The 20295-nt window shown below is 30.0% G+C and carries 20 protein-coding genes; 2 read left to right on the forward strand and 18 right to left on the reverse strand.

Features of this window, described 5'->3' with window-relative positions; genetic code table 11:
• Positions 1 to 7: 7 nt before the first annotated feature.
• From purE to CAMP18498_RS02340, 3 genes are read right to left on the reverse strand one after another with little or no spacing between them, the layout of a single operon-like run.
• Positions 8 to 502, reverse strand: coding sequence for a 5-(carboxyamino)imidazole ribonucleotide mutase (purE, locus tag CAMP18498_RS02330; RefSeq protein ID WP_337197246.1), 495 nt, complete (start codon positions 500 to 502; stop codon positions 8 to 10).
• Positions 499 to 1755, reverse strand: a complete 1257-nt coding sequence (locus CAMP18498_RS02335; RefSeq protein WP_337197247.1) for a peptidase U32 family protein — start codon at positions 1753 to 1755, stop codon at positions 499 to 501. The genes purE and CAMP18498_RS02335 overlap by 4 nt, the downstream gene beginning before the upstream one ends.
• Positions 1752 to 2459: a chemotaxis protein gene (locus CAMP18498_RS02340; protein WP_337197249.1), complete on the reverse strand. Its 708-nt coding sequence runs from the start codon at positions 2457 to 2459 to the stop codon at positions 1752 to 1754. The genes CAMP18498_RS02335 and CAMP18498_RS02340 overlap by 4 nt, the downstream gene beginning before the upstream one ends.
• A gap of 201 nt (positions 2460 to 2660) precedes the next feature.
• Between CAMP18498_RS02340 and glnA the strand changes: the two genes are divergently transcribed.
• Complete coding sequence (glnA, locus tag CAMP18498_RS02345; RefSeq protein ID WP_337197250.1) at positions 2661 to 4091, forward strand: type I glutamate--ammonia ligase; 1431 nt, start codon at positions 2661 to 2663, stop codon at positions 4089 to 4091.
• A 29-nt stretch (positions 4092 to 4120) separates the two neighbouring features.
• Here the strand turns inward: glnA and purU are convergent, their stop codons facing one another.
• The 14 genes from purU to CAMP18498_RS02415 form a co-directional block, all read right to left on the reverse strand.
• Positions 4121 to 4948, reverse strand: coding sequence for a formyltetrahydrofolate deformylase (gene purU, locus CAMP18498_RS02350; RefSeq protein WP_337197252.1), 828 nt, complete (start codon positions 4946 to 4948; stop codon positions 4121 to 4123).
• 2 nt (positions 4949 to 4950) lie between these two features.
• Positions 4951 to 6054 (reverse strand): CCA tRNA nucleotidyltransferase, encoded by a 1104-nt coding sequence (locus CAMP18498_RS02355; RefSeq protein WP_337197254.1) that lies wholly within the window; start codon positions 6052 to 6054, stop codon positions 4951 to 4953.
• On the reverse strand, positions 6023 to 6460 hold the full coding sequence (ciaD, locus tag CAMP18498_RS02360; RefSeq protein WP_337197256.1) for an effector protein CiaD: 438 nt from the start codon (positions 6458 to 6460) through the stop codon (positions 6023 to 6025). The genes CAMP18498_RS02355 and ciaD overlap by 32 nt, the downstream gene beginning before the upstream one ends.
• Positions 6457 to 6705: a hypothetical protein gene (locus CAMP18498_RS02365; RefSeq protein WP_087691144.1), complete on the reverse strand. Its 249-nt coding sequence runs from the start codon at positions 6703 to 6705 to the stop codon at positions 6457 to 6459. Before CAMP18498_RS02365 ends, ciaD begins: the two co-directional genes overlap by 4 nt.
• Positions 6706 to 6766: 61 nt before the next feature.
• Positions 6767 to 7939: an MFS transporter gene (locus tag CAMP18498_RS02370; protein WP_337197258.1), complete on the reverse strand. Its 1173-nt coding sequence runs from the start codon at positions 7937 to 7939 to the stop codon at positions 6767 to 6769.
• 2 nt (positions 7940 to 7941) lie between these two features.
• Positions 7942 to 8109 carry a hypothetical protein gene (locus tag CAMP18498_RS02375; protein WP_337197260.1) on the reverse strand — a complete coding sequence of 56 codons (168 nt, stop codon included), beginning with the start codon at positions 8107 to 8109 and terminating at the stop codon, positions 7942 to 7944.
• A 2-nt stretch (positions 8110 to 8111) separates the two neighbouring features.
• Entirely contained in the window at positions 8112 to 8447 is a 336-nt protein-coding gene (locus tag CAMP18498_RS02380; RefSeq protein WP_039618619.1) for a chaperone NapD, read from the reverse strand.
• Positions 8434 to 9360 carry a WD40 repeat domain-containing protein gene (locus CAMP18498_RS02385; protein WP_337197263.1) on the reverse strand — a complete coding sequence of 309 codons (927 nt, stop codon included), beginning with the start codon at positions 9358 to 9360 and terminating at the stop codon, positions 8434 to 8436. The genes CAMP18498_RS02380 and CAMP18498_RS02385 overlap by 14 nt, the downstream gene beginning before the upstream one ends.
• 4 nt (positions 9361 to 9364) lie before the next feature.
• Positions 9365 to 9883 carry a nitrate reductase cytochrome c-type subunit gene (locus CAMP18498_RS02390; RefSeq protein ID WP_337197265.1) on the reverse strand — a complete coding sequence of 173 codons (519 nt, stop codon included), beginning with the start codon at positions 9881 to 9883 and terminating at the stop codon, positions 9365 to 9367.
• Positions 9873 to 10664, reverse strand: coding sequence for a quinol dehydrogenase ferredoxin subunit NapH (gene napH / locus CAMP18498_RS02395; RefSeq protein WP_337197266.1), 792 nt, complete (start codon positions 10662 to 10664; stop codon positions 9873 to 9875). Before napH ends, CAMP18498_RS02390 begins: the two co-directional genes overlap by 11 nt.
• The gene (napG, locus tag CAMP18498_RS02400; protein ID WP_337197268.1) at positions 10661 to 11410 is read right to left on the reverse strand and encodes a ferredoxin-type protein NapG; all 750 of its coding nucleotides are present in this window, start codon (positions 11408 to 11410) and stop codon (positions 10661 to 10663) included. The genes napH and napG overlap by 4 nt, the downstream gene beginning before the upstream one ends.
• A 2-nt stretch (positions 11411 to 11412) precedes the next feature.
• Positions 11413 to 14187, reverse strand: coding sequence for a periplasmic nitrate reductase subunit alpha (napA, locus tag CAMP18498_RS02405; protein WP_337197269.1), 2775 nt, complete (start codon positions 14185 to 14187; stop codon positions 11413 to 11415).
• A 171-nt stretch (positions 14188 to 14358) separates the two neighbouring features.
• Positions 14359 to 15153, reverse strand: a complete 795-nt coding sequence (gene flgG, locus CAMP18498_RS02410) for a flagellar basal-body rod protein FlgG (protein ID WP_039626513.1) — start codon at positions 15151 to 15153, stop codon at positions 14359 to 14361.
• Positions 15154 to 15170: 17 nt separating this feature from the next.
• The gene (locus CAMP18498_RS02415; protein WP_039618632.1) at positions 15171 to 15983 is read right to left on the reverse strand and encodes a flagellar hook-basal body protein; all 813 of its coding nucleotides are present in this window, start codon (positions 15981 to 15983) and stop codon (positions 15171 to 15173) included.
• Between the two features lie 134 nt (positions 15984 to 16117).
• Here CAMP18498_RS02415 and rpoD point away from each other — a divergent pair, with 134 nt between their 5' ends.
• A complete protein-coding gene (gene rpoD, locus CAMP18498_RS02420) occupies positions 16118 to 17995 on the forward strand; it encodes an RNA polymerase sigma factor RpoD (RefSeq protein WP_337197271.1) in 1878 nt (625 codons plus the stop codon).
• A gap of 21 nt (positions 17996 to 18016) precedes the next feature.
• On the opposite strand, the gene CAMP18498_RS02425 is transcribed toward rpoD, so the two are convergent.
• On the reverse strand, positions 18017 to 20110 hold the full coding sequence (locus CAMP18498_RS02425) for an RNA degradosome polyphosphate kinase (protein ID WP_337197273.1): 2094 nt from the start codon (positions 20108 to 20110) through the stop codon (positions 18017 to 18019).
• Between the last annotated feature and the right edge of the window lie 185 nt (positions 20111 to 20295).

Here is a 20295-nt window from a genome sequence, read left to right on the forward strand (position 1 = left end):
ATACTCCTTAAAGAAAAACTTCAATTGTATTAGAATCTTGAATTAATTTTTCTTGTTGTTTTTTTCTATCTTCTAATAATTTTTGTGCTAAAGATTCATCCTCTATAGCTAAAATTTGTACAGCTAAATAAGCTGCATTAATAGCCCCTGCTTTACCTATAGCCAAAGTTGCTACAGGAATCCCACTTGGCATTTGCACAGTAGAAAATAAAGAGTCCATACTTGCTAAATTACTTCCTGGCATAGGTATGCCTAAAACAGGTTTTGTTGTATGTGCTGCAACAGCTCCTGCTAAATGTGCTGCCATACCTGCTGCGGCGATAAATACTTTAGCACCTTTTTCTTCTGCGTTTTTAATGTATTCTTGGGTTCTTTGAGGACTTCTGTGTGCTGAAGTGATTAAAATTTCATATTTAACATCAAATTTTTCCAAAATTCCTAAAGCTTCTTTCACTACATCATAATCACTCTTACTTCCCATTAATATAGAAACAAATTTCACTCAACACTCCTTCTTAAAAAGCTAAATTCTGGAAGCTTAAACGGTAAAGTAATTTCATTTTCATTACCACTATGAATTTCACTAAATTCTTTATTATTTTTGGCCAATAATTGCTTAAAAACTATAAATTTCTTACCATCATTTTCATAGATTAAACCTAGTTTATTTTCTCCTAATTCTATATTAGAATTAACCGGAGCTAAAATTTCATATTCTTTGTTTAATTCTATCTTGCCTTTACATTTAAAAAACTCACCATCTTCACTAATAGCATGCACTTGATGAGTTCCTTCTTCTATGCTTGTATTGTGATTAATAGAATCGGTTTTTTCATAAGCTCTTGAGACTAAATATCCATCCGTAAAACCTCTGTGTTTTAAAGTATGGATTTCTTTTTCATATTTAGCAGCATCAAAAGTGTCTTCCAATACATCTTGCACTGCCATTTTATATGTTCTTGTAGTTAAAGCTACATAATACTCACTTTTTGTTCTTCCTTCTATTTTAAAAGCATGAATACAATTTTCTTGCATGATCTTTTGAATATATGAGCTTAAATTTAAATCTTTAGAATTAAATACATGTGTGCCATTTTCATCTTCTTCTAATCTAAAAAGTGTATTTGTCTCTGGATTTTTCGCATAAAGCTCATAATTAAATCTACAATCATTTGCGCAAGAACCACGATTGCTCATGCGTCCACTTTGTACTGAGCTTATTAAACATCTACCAGAATATGCAAAGCACATAGAGCCATGCACAAAACTTTCAAGCTCGATATCACAATTGTTTTTCAAATCTTTTGCATCTTTTAAGCCAAGCTCTCTTGCTATAACAACACGCTTAGCTCCTATGTCTTTATAGACTTGAGCGTCTAAATAGTTTAAAATATTAGCTTGAGTGGATACATGAAGATTGATTTCAGGTGCAAGTTCTTTAACTAAACGCATAGCACCTACAGAAGCTACTATAAAAGCATCAGGTTTCATTTCTTTTAATTTTAAAATATGCCTTTTTAAACCCTCAATTTGTGAACTAAAATGAAAACCATTAATGGTTACATAAATTTTTTTTCCTCTTGTATGAATATAATCAATAGCCTCTTTAAAAGTTTCATAATTGAAATCTCTAGCAGTTCTTGCTCTTAATGAAAAATTACTCACTCCCGCATAAACAGCATCAGCTCCATAAGCTAATGCTATTTTTAATTTTGTAAAATTTCCCGCAGGAGCTACTATTTCAGGAATAATCATTTTTTGCCTAAACTTGCGATTAATGCCTCAATATCATCATTGCTTACAACATCTGTAGTTGTATCACCTTGGATATGCACAGCCGATCCTACGCGTTTTTCATCATCAATTTTACCTTCAAATAAACTACTCATATATCTACTTAAAGCTCTCATAACATTAATAACACGTTCGATTTTTTGACGATGAATATCTTGATATTGCATAGCATCCATTGCCATCATAACTTCATCTTGTCCAGTTTGCAAACAACCTGTAATCTCATCTATAATATTTTTAGCATTATTGTTAGTTTCTATGGCTTCTTTAAAGCTTACAACATTAGGAAATTTTGCATTTAGCTTTTCAAAAATTTCTATATTTTTATTCAGAGCATCACTAATTACACAAAGCTCATTTTCTGAATTTGCAAAGAAATCATTAATAATTTCTAACTTTTCCATCATTTCAGTAGCTTTGATTTCACTATCTCTTGTAACATCATCAAGCTGATGCACAACTTTATGTTCTTTGCTAGGTGGTGGTGGTGGCCATGCCATATCTGCTCTTACTTTATAATCACCATTAATCATTGCATCAACAATTTGTTTATTTTTTTCCTCATCTTCATACTCTGTTTCAGGCTTTGTTTCTGTTTCTTCTACAGAATCAAGATCTAAATCTTCAGTGCTATTCATTAAAGCATCTAATTCTTCTTGAGTCATTTTTACACCTTTTTAATATAAAAAACTAATGTGAAATTATATTACAAAAAAATATAAACCAATATTAATTTTGTTAATTAATTATATAAATTAATATTTTTTATATTTGACTATAAAAAAAATATTAATTTAAACTTAATTTAATAAAAATATACTACAATCTTAAAAAATAAATTAATACCTATTAAAAAAGGAGAGAAAATGGGTAAGTTTGTAAATAACATTGGTGAGCTTTTTAGTTATTGTCAAGAACATGAGGTTTTATTTGTTGATTTTAGATTTACTGATATGATAGGTACTTGGCACCATATTACTTACAATATAAAAGCAATTGATGATAAAACTTTTGAAAATGGAATTCCTTTTGATGCAAGCTCTTTACACGGTTGGCAACCTATAGAAAAATCGGATATGATTTTAAAACCTGATGTAGAAAGTGCATTCTTAGATCCATTTACAGCAGATCCTACTATCATAGTAATTTGTGATGTATATGATATTTATAAAGATCAAATGTATGAAAAATGTCCAAGAAGTATTGCCAAAAAAGCAATGCAACACTTAAGTACAAGCAATATTGCCGATACAGCTTATTTTGGTCCTGAAAATGAATTTTTTATTTTTGATAATGTAAAAATAGTTGATTCTTCTCATTGTGCAAAATATGAAGTAGATACTGAAGAAGGTGAATGGAATGATAATAAAGATTTCACAGATAGTTACAATAGTGGACATCGCCCAAGAAATAAAGGCGGATATTTTCCTGTAAGTCCTATTGATTCTAGTGTAGATATTAGAGCTGAAATGGTGCAAGTTTTAGAAAGAGTGGGTTTAAAAACTTTCGTACATCACCATGAAGTAGCACAAGGACAAGCTGAGATTGGTGTAGAATTTGGAAATTTAGTTGAAGCTGCTGATAATGTACAAATTTACAAATATGTAGTAAAAATGGTAGCACATTTAAATGGAAAAACAGCAACCTTTATGCCAAAACCACTATATGGAGATAATGGAAATGGTATGCATGTACATATGAGCCTTTGGAAAGATGGAGTAAATTTATTTTATGATAAAGAAGGCTATGGAAAATTAAGCGAATGTGCGATTAATTACATCGGTGGAATTTTAGCTAATGCAAGAAGTGTTGCAGCATTTACTAATCCTAGTTCAAACTCTTATAAAAGAATAGTTCCAGGTTTTGAAGCACCTTGTATATTAACTTATTCTTGCCAAAATCGCTCTGCAAGTTGTCGCGTGCCTTATGGTATTAACGAAAAAAGCGCAAGAGTAGAAATCAGATTTCCTGATAGCACTTCTAATCCTTACCTAGCTTTTGCAAGCTTGCTTATGGCAGGACTTGATGGTATTAAAAATAAAACCATACCGGTTGGCCCTATGGATGAAAATTTATTTGCACTAACCCTAGATGAGATTAGAGAAAAAGGTATAGAACAATTACCTCACACTTTAAGAGGATCTTTAGAAGCACTCATTAGAAAAAATGCTTTCTTAAAACCTGTTATGAGTGATGTGTTTATCGATGATTATCAACATATGAAATTTGAAACCCAAGTATGGCCTGTAGAAGCTAGACCAACTGCATATGAGTTTAAAACTTGTTATTCTTGCTAATTTTTGATGCCTTTTTTGGCATCAAAAATTTAAAACACTATTGTTTTATTTTCGTGTATAAAAATCCTATCATCAAACACCAAATCCAAAGCCTTAGAAAAAACATTTTTTTCCACATTACGCCCTGCTTGTTGCATAGCCTGCCAAGAATATTCATGAGTAACCGGTATAACATCTTGAGTGATAATTGGTCCCTCATCTAAATTATTATTTACAAAATGTGCTGTTGCACCTATAATCTTAACCCCTCTTTCATAAGCTTGCTTATAAGGATTAGCTCCTATAAATGCAGGTAAAAAAGAATGGTGGATATTAATAATCTTCCCTTCAAAATGCTCCACAAAAGATGGAGATAATATTCTCATATATTTTGCTAAAACAATATAATCAAACTCATATTGCTTTAAACACTCTAGTAATTTTTCTTCATGCTCTTGCCTACTTAAGTCCTGTGCTAAAATAGTATGAAAAGGTATGTTAAATTTATCCACCAAAGGTTTTAATACCTCATAATTTGCAATAACTACTTTAATATTTGCGTTAAATTCACCACTAAATTGACGGATAAGCAATTCACCTAAACAATGAGTTTCTTTGGTAGCTAAAACAATAATATCTTTTTTTCTCTTTGGTGTAATTTCAATTTGTGCATTATCAGGAAGCATAGCTTCAAGCGTTCCTTTAAAAGCTTTTATATCAAGCTCACCTTCTAAATGCGCCCTAAAGAAAAAACGATCTTCTCCAACAAATTCATCATTTTTTATAATATTGATTCTATATTTAAAAATAACATCTGAAATTCTATAAATCAACCCTTTCTCATCGCTACTTGAAATTTTTAAAATATATTCATTCATTTTTACTCCTTTATATAGTTTTTTAATTCTTGTAATCTTCTTTTTTCAAGCTCAATCCCAAGCTCTTTCCCACTAAATCCTTCCTTTAGTAAATCATTTGCACTTATTTTACTTTCAAAAGTATGATGATATAAATTTAATTTCTTTGCTTGTGTTATACGCTCATTATCCCAAAGCCCAAGCCATTTACAAAGTGGCATTTTCAAAGCAATTTTAGCTAAATTAAAATCATCAATTTTACCCAAAATAAACTCTTGTTCACATTTTTTTAATAGTTCTTTTTTTAATTTTGTTTTTTTAAAAAAAATCTCTTTATTTATATGAAAAAAATTCAAATACAAATACAAAAACAAAGCTTCATTGCAAATTAATTTTTGACTTTGCTCTAATAATCTTTCAAATTCTTTATTACAGCTTTGATAAAAAAATATTTTTTTTTCTAAATTTAAAATTTTGAAATACTCATAAGCTTTATTTAGTCTTGAAGTTTTAAAAATTTTATAAAGTTCATTATTAATACGTTCTTTAGATAAATCACTTATATCCATAGTTTGCATTAATTTTAAACTTTCTTTTGCAATTGTTAAATCAAACCTGCATGCAAAAGAAATTCCACGAAGTACTCTTAAACTATCTTCAACAAAACTTATATCATTAATATGTCTTATAATCTTTGCTTGCAAATCTTGCAAACCATTAAAAAAATCTAAAAACTTAAAATCAAAAATATTTACCATCAATGCATTAACGGTAAAATCCCTTCTTTTAGCTCCTTCTTGTTCATCATTACAAACTTTAACCTCAAAACCTCTATGACCTGTAGAAATTTTATTTTCATAACGTGCTAGAGCTAAATCAAATTTTTTATATTTATATACAAAAAAACTTTTTCCCACTCCATTTGCACCAAGTTTTTGCATAAGCTCATCAAAAAGCTTAGGCTCAATATCATAAATTTCTATATCATAATCATCGCTAGATAAATCTAAAAAAGAATTCCTTACACAACCACCTACTAAATAAGCCCTTCGTGTGTAAGGCTTAAGTATATTTTTAATACTTAAAAAATCTTGGTCATTTTTTAAGTCTATCTTCAATCTTTGCAAGCAAAAACTCTAAAAAAGTAATGGTCATATCTAATCTTTTTTCCATATGCTCATCTTTGGTGTTTTTTAATCCTTCAAATAAAACCAAGATACGCTCTCTAAGATTTTTTAAGAAAAATTCTTCATTATTTATAATACTTTCTTCTTTTTCTTCTAAAGCTTCAACCTTAATAGCGACATTTTGTTTATCATCTTTTACTTTTACTTCTAAATCATCTAATTCCTGGATTAGCTCTTGCGTAACCTTGCTAATTTCTTCTTTGATTTTTTTCTCTTGAGTATTAACACTTTTTTCTTGAGTAATCTCTTCTACCATAGGAGCAAATTCATCATTTTTGCTTTTTTTGTTATCTAACTCTGAATTAACTTCACTAATAGCCATTTTTGCTAAATCTTCTATATTCATAGTTTTATCAACCACCTTTTAAATTCATTAATTTCTTCTTCGCTTTTCATATTGACAAAAAAATCAAGCATATCATAATTTAAATCTTCATGATTAGAACGCAAACCACTTAAACGCCTTATAGCATCAATGGCATTTTTATTTTGCGGATCTTGTTTTAATATATTTTTATAAATCTCCAAAGCTTCATCTTTTAAACCTTGTGCTTCATAAATAGAGGCTTCTGTTACTGTATATCGCATTATCAACTCACAAAAAATAAAATATCAAAATTCTAACAAAAAAGACTTTAATTTATTTTAATTTTTACTTAATCACAGGAGCTTTATAAGCTAAAAATACAAAAATATTAAGTATTACAGCTACTACAATAAGCATAATAAAGCCTGAAGTGAAATTTCTAAAATTATCATGGAGTATACCTATAATCCAAGGTGCTTGAGCTGCTATTAAATACCCTATGCCTTGTGACATGGCAGAAAGTTTAGCTGCTATAAAAGAATTTGAACTTTTTATAGCAATAAACAATAATGAAATTGTAAAAACCCCACTAGATGCAAAACCTAAAAAAATAGCTGCTAACAATAACACTAATTTTACATCACAAAAAAACACCAAAATAAAACTTAAAACATATAAAAAACCTAATATTATAATAACAAAACTCTCAGCATGAGCTCTTAGTTTTCCTAAAACAATAGGCAATAAAAATGCCACAGGCATGCCTATAATTTGAGAAAGTAATAAAACATTAGAACCAAAATCAATTCCAAAACCTTTTTCACTTATCATCACACTAAGCCAAGCAAAAAGACTATAAGATAAAAAACTTTGTAGTCCCATTACAATAGTAACTTTCCAAGCTGTTAAATTTAAAAAAAGATTTATTTTATTGATATTTTTCTTTTTAGGACGCAATAATCTTTTATTTTTCAAATGTGGAAAATAAAAAATCAAAGCAATCAAAGCTAATATAACCCAAAAAAACATAGCCTGTGGCACTTCAAAAATTTTAAGTAAAGGAAGCGATAAGGCCACGCCAGCAATTGAAGATAAACCCATAATTGATCCATATAAACCCATTATTTTATAAGCATTTTTTGCAAATTTTTCTTTTACAAAAGAAGGCAATAAAACATTAGCTATTGCAATGCCTGCTCCAATTAGAAAAACCCCAAAAAATAAACCTATATTACCCCCATAACTTCTAATAAGCTCTCCAAAAACAATTAAACACAAAGCAAAAAACAAAGCCTTAATTTGTGAAAAATATGCTACAAAAAAAGATATAAGACCAAAAGCTATCAAAGGTAAAGTTGTAAGCATACCTGCTAGAGCTGAATTTATCTTATAATATTCTTGAATGTATTCTACCATAGGGCCTATAGAGGTTATAGGTGCTCTTAAATTTAAAGCAAGGGTAATTACAACTAAAATATTAATCCAAAAGAATTTTTTATATGAAATTTGCGCATACATGATTATTTTTGATTTAATATATTTTCAAGATATTTTTGTTTATCTTGCTTAATATTTTTTTGTTCTATTTGCTTTTGCTCTTTTATTATTTCATTTTCTTTAGAAAAATAAAAATGATCAATGATAAAAATAGAAGATATGATTACTATTAAAGGTATTAAAAAAACCATAATCAATACTTCCTAAAGACATTACCATAGTATTCTATATTATCTTTTTTTAAATTCTCATCAAAAGTATTTGCTTCAAAATTTGCTTTTAAAATTTTCTCTCTTTCTTCGTCTAAATCCTGATAAGAAAAAACCATATTAATGCTTACTACCCCATCAAGTTGTTCTAATTGTTTATATGCTTTTAATTCATCATCTAAATTTTCACTTTCTATTACTACTATAATTTTTTCATCCTGAGCTAATTCCACACTACAACATGGTGTTTGTTGAATTTGCTTTTTAAGTTTTTCTAATTTTTCTTCTTTAGTTAAAATCAATACACTAGAAAGATTCATCTATACTCCAAAATATAATTTTGTTTTCATAACCTGCACTAATAAACTCATGCTCGTTTAAAAATATAAGATATTCTAGCAAAAAATCTTTATTTTGGATTTTTTTTATTGTTTTTAAATTTTTAGTATCTATAAGCTCTATAATATTTTTTTCATTATCTCCAAAAACCGCTATAGAACCACTTTTATTTAGACTACAAGCATATATTAAAAAGTCTCTTTCTATGCTTTTTTCTTGATCATTTCGCACTATGCCTAATTTTCTATCAGTGCTACAGCTTGCAATAATTGTGTTTTTAAAATCAAGTTGATAGATATTATCCTTATGAACACTCTTATAATTTTTTATTTTTTGCCACTTTTTCACATCAAAAAGTATTATTTCGCCACTTTCAAAACCTGCCACTAATTGAGTTTTAGTTTCATTTAAAACCACATCACTTAAGCTAGAACTAGAAAAAGTAAAATTTTTTACAACACTCTTTGTTTTTAGATCAAAAAGCTCTATATTAGAACCTAGCAAGGCTAATAAAATAGTATTATCATCTAAAAACAAAGCCTTTTTCACCCCATCATTAGCTAAATCATAGCTTAAAAGTTGTTTATTTTTGTAAACATGTAATTTTTTGCTTCCAAAATCACCTTCACTTAAAATCAAAATAGCCCCATTTAAGTAATCAATACTATAAATTCTAGGGCTAAAATTTGCTTCATAAAAATTTTTAATCTTATCTAACTGAGTGATTTTTTGCATTTTTTTATCTTTAATGAAATATTGATTTATTTCTCCATTATCAAGTCCCATAAACAAACTATCATCAACAATTTTCAAAGCATTTAAATTTGAATCAATTTTAAGCTCATAGCTAAATGCATATATACTCATTAGTAAGATTAAAAATATTTTTTTCATGATTTTATTTCACACCTTCATTTAAAACATCTAAGAAATTAGATTTTTTCTTTGATTCCTCGCTTTTAAATTTAGCTTCAAAGCTATTTCCTACTAAAGGCTTAGCATCACTTTGTGGCACATGACATTGTGTACAATTAAATCTTGCATCGCTTATCATATCTTTAGTAGATTTGTTTTTTCTTAAATCAAAATAATGACTACTTGGAAGTGGTGTAGCTCCAACATCTTTAGCAATAGTCTTATCATGACAACTTAAGCAAATATTATTATCCTTAGTAATTGGAAGCATATCCTCTAAAGTGTGCGGGATTAATGGCGGAGCATTTTCAAACGATCTTTCAATCAAAACAGATTCACCAGCCACTGCTTGAGAATATTTTACATCCAATAATTCTACATTTTCACTTTCTAAACTTGTTTTTCTTAAACCTATATCTTTTGAATCAACACTTTTAACAGCAAGCCCACAAGCACTTATTAAAACAGCTGCTGCTAAGGATAAAAAGATTTTATTTTTCATTTTCTCTCCTTAAATTTATTATACTAAAACCTAAAGCATCATCACCGCAAATATCAATACATTTTCCACATCTTATACATTCACCTGATTTTACATCTTGATCTTCTTTACCTATCATCCAAAGCACTTGCTTTTCAGGGCACACTCCAAGACATTTATAACACTTAGTGCATTTTTGTAAGCTATATCTTACTTTTAACAATGAAAAATGCGAACTTAAAGCCCAAAAAGCCCCTAAAGGACAAAAATGCGAACAAGTAAATCTTGGACTAAAAAATGTATCTATACAAAAAATAATCAAAGCCATAAAAAGCCAAGAAACACCACCGAAAATAATCCCTCTTTGGATTATTCCTATATAAGAAAATTCCTCAAAAACAGGAAAAGAAAAAAGAAAAGAAAAAATCAAAACAAAAGCTAAAACATAATAACGCAAATTTTTATTTACATTAAAAACTCTTGCTTGATTAAAACCTAATTTATTTCTAACAAAATAAGCAAAATCAGTAATGATATTGACAGGACAAACCCAAGCACAAAATGCTCTTCCAGCAAAAATAGCATAAAACAAAAATACTATCAAAGCACCACTTAAAGCCATTAAATCTACTTGCAAACTTGCTAAAGCAAGTTGAATAAATGCAAAAGGATCACTTAGTGGCACCGAAGAAAATAAAACCGAAGAGCTTAAATTTCCTTTTAATATAAAATTAAATACACCAAAAGAAAAAAAAGTTAAAATAGACAATTGCATTACTCTTCTTAAAATAAGATATTTCATAGCAATTCTCCATCATTAAGATAATCTTTAGCCTTATTTTTATTGAAATTTTTATCTGTGTTTACATCTTGCAAACGCTTTTCATCTTTTTCATCCCAACCTTTGATGTAATTATCCCCAGCTTTTCCTAAAACAAATTCTCTAGGCAAAACTTTAATAGCTGCTTTTTGTGTTATACAAGCTTTTTCACAAATCCCACATCCAACACACACTTCATGATCTACCACAGGTAGTAAAAATGCATGCTTTGCTGTTCTTTCGTTGCGTTTTGTTTCAAGTTTTAATGCTTTATCCATTAGAGGACAAGCTCTATAACAAGCATCACATTGAATTCCCCAATAAGCAACACAACTTGCACTATCAATTATAGCTATACCCATTTTTGTTTTATAAATTCCATTATTTTGCTCTAGATATTTATGATTTAGAGCATTTGTAGGACAATCCCTTATACAAGGTATATCCTCACATAACCTGCAAGGATTTTCTCTTGCTACAAAAAAAGGTGTACCATTTTTAGCACTATTTTCTAAATTTGCTAACTTTAAAACATCATAAGGACAGGCTTTTACACAAAGTCCACATCGTATACATTTTGATAAAAATTCTTTTTCATCATCTGCCCCAGGAGGTCTTAAAAAATACTCCTGATTTGAGCTAAATGCTAAACTTGCCAAAAATGCACTTCCGTTTCCTATGCATAAAAGCTTAAAAGCAAAGGCTAAAAATTCTCTTCTATTTTTCATTTTTATGCTTTAGTAATTTTTACGGCGCATTTTTTGAAATCTGTTTGATTAGACAACGGACAAGTTGCATCTAGTGTAACTTTGTTTATATATACATTCTCATCAAACCAAGGCACATACACAAGGCCTTTAGAAGGTTTATTTCTACCACGAAAATCTACTCTAGCTTTTACTTTACCACGACGTGATTCTACCCATACAATATCACCTTGATTAATTTTCATAGCCTTAGCATCATCTTCATTCATATAACAAAGTGCTTCAGGTACTGCACGGAAAAGCTCAGGAACCCTCATGGTCATAGTTCCACTATGCCAATGCTCTAAAACCCTACCAGTACATAACCAGAATGGATATTCTTCGCTTGGTCTTTCAGGTGCTTTCATAAATGGTCTAAAGAAAATTTTTACTTTGTTTTTTAAACTGTATTTTTCTTTAGTTTGTGGAGCTAGTAAATCTCCTTTTGGTAATTCTTTAGCAAAATCACCATAAAACGCAAAGTCTGATTTTGGAGCGGCTTTTTTAGCATAATAGTCAAATTTAGTATTAAATCTCCACTGGGTTTCCTTGCCATTTACCACAGGCCATCTTAAACCTCTTACTTTATGATAAGTATCAAAATCAGCTAAATCATGTCCATGACCTAAGCCAAATTTGCGGTATTCTTCCCATAGATATTTTTGTACAAAAAATCCATAACCTTCAAATTCTTTACCGTCACTACCTATAATTTTTCTTTCATCGCCATTAACATCACTATTATCAAATCCTTTTGCAATAGAATCGTTTGCTTTAAAAGATTTTGCTTCTTTATTAGCAAATAATACATCATATAAAGTATCATCTTCGCTATAACCCATAGCTTTAGCTTCTTCTAAAACACTTGGTAGGGTAAGCTTATCATTTACCTTAGTTTCGCCCCAAACTTCTTTTAATTTAAAGCGTTTTGCAAATTCCATCATTTGCCAAGTATCACTCATAGCTTCACCTACAGGCAGCACTTGTTGCTTCCAGTGTTGAGTTCTTCTTTCAGCATTACCATAAGCACCCCATTTTTCATAAATCATGGCACTTGGTAAAATTAAATCTGCCACCTTAGCACTAATTCCTGGGTAACAATCACTCACAACGATAAAATTATCCATTTCTCTAGCTGCTGCTATCCAGTGGTTTGCATTAGCAGTGTTTTGCCAAGGATTATTTACTTGTACCCAAGCAAATTTGATATTTCCATCTTCTAAATCTCTCATGATTTTTAAGTATGGAGCACCTGGTTTTGGATTAATCGTTTTTGCAGGAACTTTCCAAATTTTTTCACTAATTTCTCTATGTTTAGGATTTGCAACCACCATATCAGCAGGTAAACGATGTGAAAAAGTCCCTACTTCTCTTGCAGTTCCACAAGCACTTGGTTGTCCTGTTAATGAAAACGCACCACTTCCTGGCTTAGCTTGTTTACCGAGTAAAAAATGCACCATATAAGCTTGCTCATTTACCCAAGTACCTCTTGTGTGTTGATTAAAGCCCATAGTCCAAAAGCTTACAACTTTTCTATTTTTTTCTATATATAAATTTGCTAACTCTTGAAGTTTTTTCTTAAATTCTTCTATGCTTTCATCTTCATTACCCTTAGCAACTTTAGCAACATAATCAAGTGTATAAGGCTCTAAAGCTTTTTTGAAATCTTCAAATGAAATTTCCCAATGTGCATCAGGAGCATTTTGGTGTTTCATTTCAAATTTATCGCCTGCTTTTACACCCAAATAAGCCAAAGATACTGCTTCTTCTTCATCTACAATAATAGCATTTTGTTTTGCTACGGTATCTTTTTCACTTGCTTTAAATTTAGGATGGTTTGGATTATTTCTCATTCCATAACCAATATCAGTATAACCTGTTGTAAAAATACAATGTTTTTCAATAAATTCTTTATCCATAGCTTCAGGATGATTATAAACAATCTCTCTAGCGATATAATTCCAAATAGCTAAATCAGTATTTGGTTTGAAAATGATTTCAGTATCTGCTATATGAGAAGTTCTATTGGAAAAAGTAGATAAATTTACGATTTTAACTTTATCTAAATTACTTAATTTTCTATCACTTACCCTTGACCATAAAATCGGATGCATTTCTGCCATATTTGCACCCCAAGTAATAATAGTATCAGTAAGCTCTATATCATCATAACAACCAGAAGGCTCATCAACCCCAAAAGTTTGCATAAAACCAACAACGGCACTAGCCATACAATGGCGTGCATTTGGATCTATATTGTTGGATCTAAAACCAGCTTTTACTAATTTAGCAGCAGCATATCCTTCTTGTATAGTATACTGACCACTTGCAAAAATTCCAATCCCCTCAGCACCTTTTTCTTTATAAGCTTTTTTGAATTGTTTTTCCATTTCATCAAAAGCTCTTTGCCAAGAAACTTGTTGGAATTTTCCTTTTTTATCAAACTCACCTTTTGCATTTACGCGAAGCAAAGGTGTTACTAAGCGATCTTCTCCATACATGATTTTTGCATTAAAATAACCTTTAATACAATTTAACCCACGATTTACTGGAGCTGCTGGATCTCCTTTTACAGCAACAATTTTGCCATCTAAACTTGCAACTAAAATTCCACAGCCTGTACCACAAAATCTACAAACAGCCTTATCCCAACGCCATTTATTCTCAGTATTTGCAAGCACACTACTTGGAACACTAAGACCCGCAACACCACAAGCACTAGCAATAGCGGTATTTTTAATGAAGTCTCTTCTGTTCATTATATCCCTCGTTATTGTTTTATTTATGTATATTAAAGAATACATAAATAAAATATTACTATGATTAGTTTAAATTTAAATTATAAAAAGAATATTTTATAAGTATTTATAAATAGGAGTTTTTTAGTATTTTTTTAATATTTTTTGCATATTATAAAACGCTAGTTAATTCTAGCGTTTTAATTGATTTACAATTCCAAGCATATCATCACTTGTAGTGATTGCCTTTGAGCCAGCTTCATAAGCTCTTTGCCCTGTAATAAGATCAGTCATTTCTTCTACAAGCTGAACATTACTAAGCTCCACAAAGCCATGTTTGATAACAGAAAATCCATTCTCACCTGCTATGCCTGCAATAGGCGCTCCACTTGCATCAGTTTCTACCAAAAGATTATCTCCTAAAGCATGTAAACCTGCGGGATTAATAAAATTAACAAGTTCAATTTGACCTATTTGAGTTTCAGCTGTATTTCCTGGCTGCATAACAGAAACCGTTCCATCACTTGCTACGTTAATAGCTGTAGCATCCTCAGGTATAGTCATTTCCGGCAAAAGTCTATAACCGTCTGAATTTACAATATTTCCTTCAGCATCTTTGGTAAATTGACCATTTCTAGTATAAGCTATAGTTCCATCAGGCATTTGAATTTGGAAAAAGCCATTATTACCAGCAATTGCCATATCAAGACCTGAAGTTGAAGTTTGCTTTAAACTACCTTCGCTAAAAATTTTACTCACAGCTGTCACTCTTGAGCCAAGACCCACTTCTATACCACTTGGGTGTTTTGTGGTACTTGAGGTTGAAGTACCTGCGTATTTCATCGTTTGATACATCAAATCTGCAAATTCTGCACGCGATTTTTTATAACCTACTGTATTAACATTTGAAATATTATTTGAAGTTACATCAATTTGTGTTTGCTGTGATACCATCCCTGATGCTGCTGTGTATAATGATCTTAACATTTTATCTATCCTTAGTTTTATTTAGTACTTGCTAATTTATTAATAGCTTCTTGATTTAAATCATCCATATGAGATGTCATAACTTTTTGATACATCTCAACCATTCTATTTGCTTCGATTAATCCTACCATTTCTGTAACTGGATTAACATTTGATCCTTGAGTAAAACCTTGCTTAATGGCGTTTGAATTTGGCAAATCTCTAATTTTGTTTAAATTATCGATTTTATACATATTATCGCCATCTTTTTGCAAATCTCTCAAATCATCAACTTGTGCGACGAATAATCTTGCTATATCTTGATTAGATGCACTAATGATTCCGTTTTTATCCACATTAATAAAAGAAGTAGAATCTCCTATGCGTATGCCATCATTTTCAGGATTGTTAAAATAATCACTGCTTAAAACTCTATATCCTTGACGATTTACCAAATATCCCTCATCATCAAGCTGGAAATTTCCATCTTGGCTTAATCTTACTTCGCCATTATTTGTTTTAATTAAGTAAAAAGTATCCTCACGAGTAAGAGCTAAATCCAAAGGATTATGTGTCATTTTCATAGAACCTACGCTAAAATTTGTATAGACGTGGTTAACTTGTGGAACTCTATCTATAGTTGTATTTACAAATCTTGCAGCATCTCTTGTATGATTTTGTATAGGTAACTCATCTTGAGTTTCTTTAAAAATCCTTTTAAAATCTGCAATAACAACATTATCTCTTTTATAGCCACTTGTATTTACATTTGCTAGGTTATTAGTTACAACATCTAAGCGATTAAACTGCGTAACCATGGCACCGGTGGCTTGATAATACCCATTTTGCATTGTTTTTCCTAGCTAAAATCTTAATTTTTCACTAACAAAGCAAAAGTTGTTCCAAAATGTTTTTATTTGTTTTTAATTAATCTTTAGGCATAATATTTAGTTTTACACTTATTACTTAAATACAAGGGGTATCCATGGCTAATGAAACCAATGTTTTAGAAGAACTTTTCAAAGAAAATTCTAAAGATTATATCACATATGAAAAACTTGTCAAGTATTTTGCAAAGCTTCCAAATGCAACAAGTGCAAAAAAAATCCGTGATTTAATGGATAAATACAAAGTAGAGTTAATCTCTTCAGCAGAAATTGCTAAAAAAAGAAATTTAGAAGAAGCAAAAAAACTACAAGAAGAAAAACAAAAATTACAAGATACAAGTTTGGAAAATGAATTTGATTTAGCCAATGAAAATGATTTATTAGAATGGAGTAGATCAGACTCACCTGTGAGAATGTATTTAAGAGAAATGGGACAAATTGCTCTTTTAAATAAAGATGAAGAAGTTGAAATTTCTAAAAAAATCGAACTAGGTGAAGATATTATCATCGATGCTTTTTGCTCGGTGCCTTATTTGATTGATTTTATACTTGACTATAAAGAGCCTTTAATTAATAGAGAAAGAAGAGTAAAAGAGCTTTTTAAAAGCTTTGAAGATGATGATAAAAGTGATGATGATAAAAGTGATGATGAAATAGACTCTGAAGAAGAAAATGAAAACGAGGAAACTGAAAATTCAAGTGAAAAAAAACCTAAAAAAACAAGCAAAAAAGAAGACGAAAGAACCTTAAAAGTTATAGAAAGTTTTAAAGCTTTAGAAAAAGCAAAAAAAGAATGGTTAAAAACCATATCTACTATTAATGCAGAAAAAAATGATGATGAATTGTTAGATAAACTCATAATTGCTTTTAAGAAAAATATATTAAAAGAAAAACTAATGGATCTAGGTCCAACTTCAAAGCTTATCTCTGAAATCGTAAAATCCATGGAAACAGCTTTAAAAAGCGATGAGGAATTTGACAAAGAATTAAAACGCTTAGAATATCGTTTGCCAATGTTTTCAGAAGAATTAAAACAAAGACACCAAGATATCTTAAAAGATATTACAAAACTTAGCAAAGAAGAAATTGCCGAACGCGCCCTAGAAACTACCATGGTAAGCACTTATATGGAGATAAAAAAACTCATTCAAACCAAAGAAGCTAGTCAAAATTCTTTTGATTTAGAAAAAGATCAACTAAAAGAAATTCTAGAGCAAATCAAACGTGGTAAAAAAATCTCAGATGAAGCTAAAACCAGAATGGCAAAATCAAATTTACGCTTGGTTGTAAGCATTGCTAAAAGATACACTAATCGTGGATTACCATTTTTAGATTTGATCCAAGAGGGCAATATAGGCTTAATGAAAGCGGTAGATAAATTTGAATATAAACGCGGTTATAAGTTTTCAACCTATGCAACTTGGTGGATTAGACAAGCTATTTCAAGAGCTATTGCTGATCAAGCAAGAACGATTAGAATTCCTATTCATATGATAGAAACTATTAATCAAATCAATAAAATCATTCGTGAATACTTGCAAAAAGAAGGTAAAGAACCTGATGTAAGCATTATTGCCAAAGAAGTGGGACTTAGCGTAGATAAAGTAAAGCAAGTTATTAAAATTACTAAAGAACCAATTTCTCTAGAAGCACCTATTAGCAATGAAGATGATGGTAAATTTGGAGACTTTGTAGAAGATAGAACTTCAATTTCACCTATGGATCACATCTTAAAAGATGATTTAAAAGAACAAATTGATGAAGTTTTAGATCAGCTTAATGATAGAGAAAAAGCTGTTATTAGAATGCGTTTTGGTTTAATGGACGATGAAAGCGATAGAACCTTAGAAGAAATCGGCAAAGAATTAAATGTTACAAGAGAAAGAGTAAGACAAATAGAAAGCTCAGCTATAAAAAAACTCAAACACCCAAAAGTTGGTAGAAAACTTAAAAATTACATAGAAGGTTGGAAATAATCCTTGCTAAAAAAGCAAGGATTAGCTATCCCTAAAAAGCTTCGTTGCTAAGTGTGTTGCTCTACTATGATCAGTATCTTTTTTCAAGGTATTAAAAATTCTACTAATATATTCTTCTAAGATTTGCTGAGAATTATTAATTTTTTCTGCTTCATTTAAAGTAACCTTACGATATCTTCCTTCACTATCTAACTCATAAGCTAAATCATTATCACTTAATTGTAGTTTTAAAATTTGGGCTAATTTTGCACGTGAATGCTCATCAAAAATAGGAGTCATTAGTTCTAGTCTTCTTTCTAAATTTCTTGGCATCCAATCAGCACTTGAAATAAAATAATTTGGCTCAGTGTGTTTAAAATATAAAATTCTAGCATGCTCTAAATATTTTCCCACTATACTTCTAACTTTTATATTTTCACTATACCCTTTTACTCCAGGTCTTAAACAGCAAATTCCACGTACAATAAGATCTATTTTAACACCCTTATTTGAAGCCTCATATAAAGCCTTAATCACATCACCATCTACTAAAGCATTCATTTTAGCTATGATTACTCCATCTTTTCCGTGATTTGCTTCAGTAGCTATCATATCTAAAATTCTTTCTTTGATTTGCTTTGGACTCATTGATAAAGTCTTTAAACGACGACTTTTGCTATATCCTGAAAGTATATGAAAAAAAGTTGTGGTATCTTGAGAGTATTCTTCTTTAGAAGTAAAATAACTCACATCAGTATAAATTTTAGCTGAACTTGCATTATAATTACCTGTACTTAAATGATTGTAAATTTTTAATTTTTCCCCTTCTTTTCTAATCACTTGAGCCACTTTTGCATGCACTTTAAAACCAGTGATTCCATACACCACATGAGCTCCTGCATTTTCTAATGATTTTGCCCAGTGTAAGTTATTTTCTTCATCAAAACGTGCTTTTAGCTCTACCATTACAGTCACTTGTTTGCCATCACTGGCTGCGTCAATTAAAGCTTGAACTATGTTTGAATTTTTTTCCACCCTATAAAGAGTCATTCTTATAGAAATAACCTTAGGATCCTTACTTGCTTCTTTGATAAATTGATACACAGGCTCAAAACTCTCATAAGGCTGTATAGCCAATATATCTTGTTTATCAATTGCACTAAAAATAGATACATTATCTCCAAAAGGTGGTAAAATCTTTGGTGTATATACAGGGTTTAGTAAGTGTGTAAATTCTTTATTAGAAATGATTTGCCACAGTGATGGTAAATTTAAAAGTATGCTGTATTCGTAAATATCTTTATGAAAAATATTCATATGAGAACTTAAAAATTCAATCAACTGCCCATCTGCGCCTTTTTCTATTTGTAAGCGTATAAAAGCACCTTTTCTGCGAAGCTTTAAACCTTGCTCTAAAATCAACATAAAATCATCAGCCTCTTCTTCTTCTATCTCCATATCTGCATTTCTAGTTACCCTAAAAGCAGCAGAAGATAAAAGCTTATAGCCAGGAAAAATATGCTCCGTATGATGACGCACTATACTTTCTATAGGCACATAAATATTCGAACTTACTTGATAAAATCTTGGTAAAACTCTAGGTATGCGTATCATACCAAATTTTAAAAGCTCAGGATGCATAGGATCACAAAGCTTTACTGCCAAAGAAAACGAAAGATTATTTAAATGTGGAAAAGGATGGGTTGCATCAACCGCAATAGGCACTATCACAGGAAAAATATTAGAAAAAAAATGCTCATTGCATTGCTGCTTTAAGTCCTCATCAAGTTCTTCATAAGAGCGAATAAATAAATTTTCTTTTTCTAAATCTTGAGTAATTTTAGTAAAATACTGCTCTACTACATATTTTTCTTCATGTAAATAATTTCTAATGGCTTTAAGCTGCACAAGTGGGGTTATTTCATCATTACTTGCTGTGCTTATCCCTGCTACAAAAAGTTGTTTTAATCCAGCTACTCTTATCATATAAAACTCATCTAAATTTGTACAGTATATAGCAATAAATTTAAGTTTTTCAAGCAAAGGAAGATCTTTAGAACATTGATCCAAAACACGGGAGTTAAATGCAAGCCAAGAAAGTTCTCTATTAATATACATTGATGGTTGAATTTGCATAATACACCTACCTTATTTTCTAGTATTTAATATTTTAGTATTTCTTTTATTAAAATTTATTTTATTTTTATAATAGTAAATAAAATTATATAAAAAATAATACTTTTTTTCTCTTATTAAAAAAATAATAAATGATTAATAAACTTAATATTTACTTTTTAGGTTTTATAGTGTAATATAATTGC

The organism is Campylobacter sp. W0066.2, assembly GCF_024723515.1.
Classification (GTDB): Bacteria; Campylobacterota; Campylobacteria; order Campylobacterales; family Campylobacteraceae; genus Campylobacter_D.

Coding starts and splice junctions, on each gene's coding strand:
- CAMP18498_RS02390 (WP_337197265.1), bottom strand. CDS start 9,883: ATGAAAAATAAAATCTTTTTATCCTTAGCAGCAGCTGTTTTAATAAGT.
- purU (WP_337197252.1), bottom strand. CDS start 4,948: ATGAATGAATATATTTTAAAAATTTCAAGTAGCGATGAGAAAGGGTTG.
- CAMP18498_RS02335 (WP_337197247.1), bottom strand. CDS start 1,755: ATGATTATTCCTGAAATAGTAGCTCCTGCGGGAAATTTTACAAAATTA.
- flgG (WP_039626513.1), bottom strand. CDS start 15,153: ATGTTAAGATCATTATACACAGCAGCATCAGGGATGGTATCACAGCAA.
- glnA (WP_337197250.1), top strand. CDS start 2,661: ATGGGTAAGTTTGTAAATAACATTGGTGAGCTTTTTAGTTATTGTCAA.
- napA (WP_337197269.1), bottom strand. CDS start 14,187: ATGAACAGAAGAGACTTCATTAAAAATACCGCTATTGCTAGTGCTTGT.
- CAMP18498_RS02425 (WP_337197273.1), bottom strand. CDS start 20,110: ATGCAAATTCAACCATCAATGTATATTAATAGAGAACTTTCTTGGCTT.
- CAMP18498_RS02370 (WP_337197258.1), bottom strand. CDS start 7,939: ATGTATGCGCAAATTTCATATAAAAAATTCTTTTGGATTAATATTTTA.
- CAMP18498_RS02340 (WP_337197249.1), bottom strand. CDS start 2,459: ATGACTCAAGAAGAATTAGATGCTTTAATGAATAGCACTGAAGATTTA.
- CAMP18498_RS02385 (WP_337197263.1), bottom strand. CDS start 9,360: ATGAAAAAAATATTTTTAATCTTACTAATGAGTATATATGCATTTAGC.
- napH (WP_337197266.1), bottom strand. CDS start 10,664: ATGAAATATCTTATTTTAAGAAGAGTAATGCAATTGTCTATTTTAACT.
- napG (WP_337197268.1), bottom strand. CDS start 11,410: ATGAAAAATAGAAGAGAATTTTTAGCCTTTGCTTTTAAGCTTTTATGC.
- CAMP18498_RS02380 (WP_039618619.1), bottom strand. CDS start 8,447: ATGAATCTTTCTAGTGTATTGATTTTAACTAAAGAAGAAAAATTAGAA.
- rpoD (WP_337197271.1), top strand. CDS start 16,118: ATGGCTAATGAAACCAATGTTTTAGAAGAACTTTTCAAAGAAAATTCT.
- CAMP18498_RS02415 (WP_039618632.1), bottom strand. CDS start 15,983: ATGCAAAATGGGTATTATCAAGCCACCGGTGCCATGGTTACGCAGTTT.
- CAMP18498_RS02375 (WP_337197260.1), bottom strand. CDS start 8,109: ATGGTTTTTTTAATACCTTTAATAGTAATCATATCTTCTATTTTTATC.
- ciaD (WP_337197256.1), bottom strand. CDS start 6,460: ATGAATATAGAAGATTTAGCAAAAATGGCTATTAGTGAAGTTAATTCA.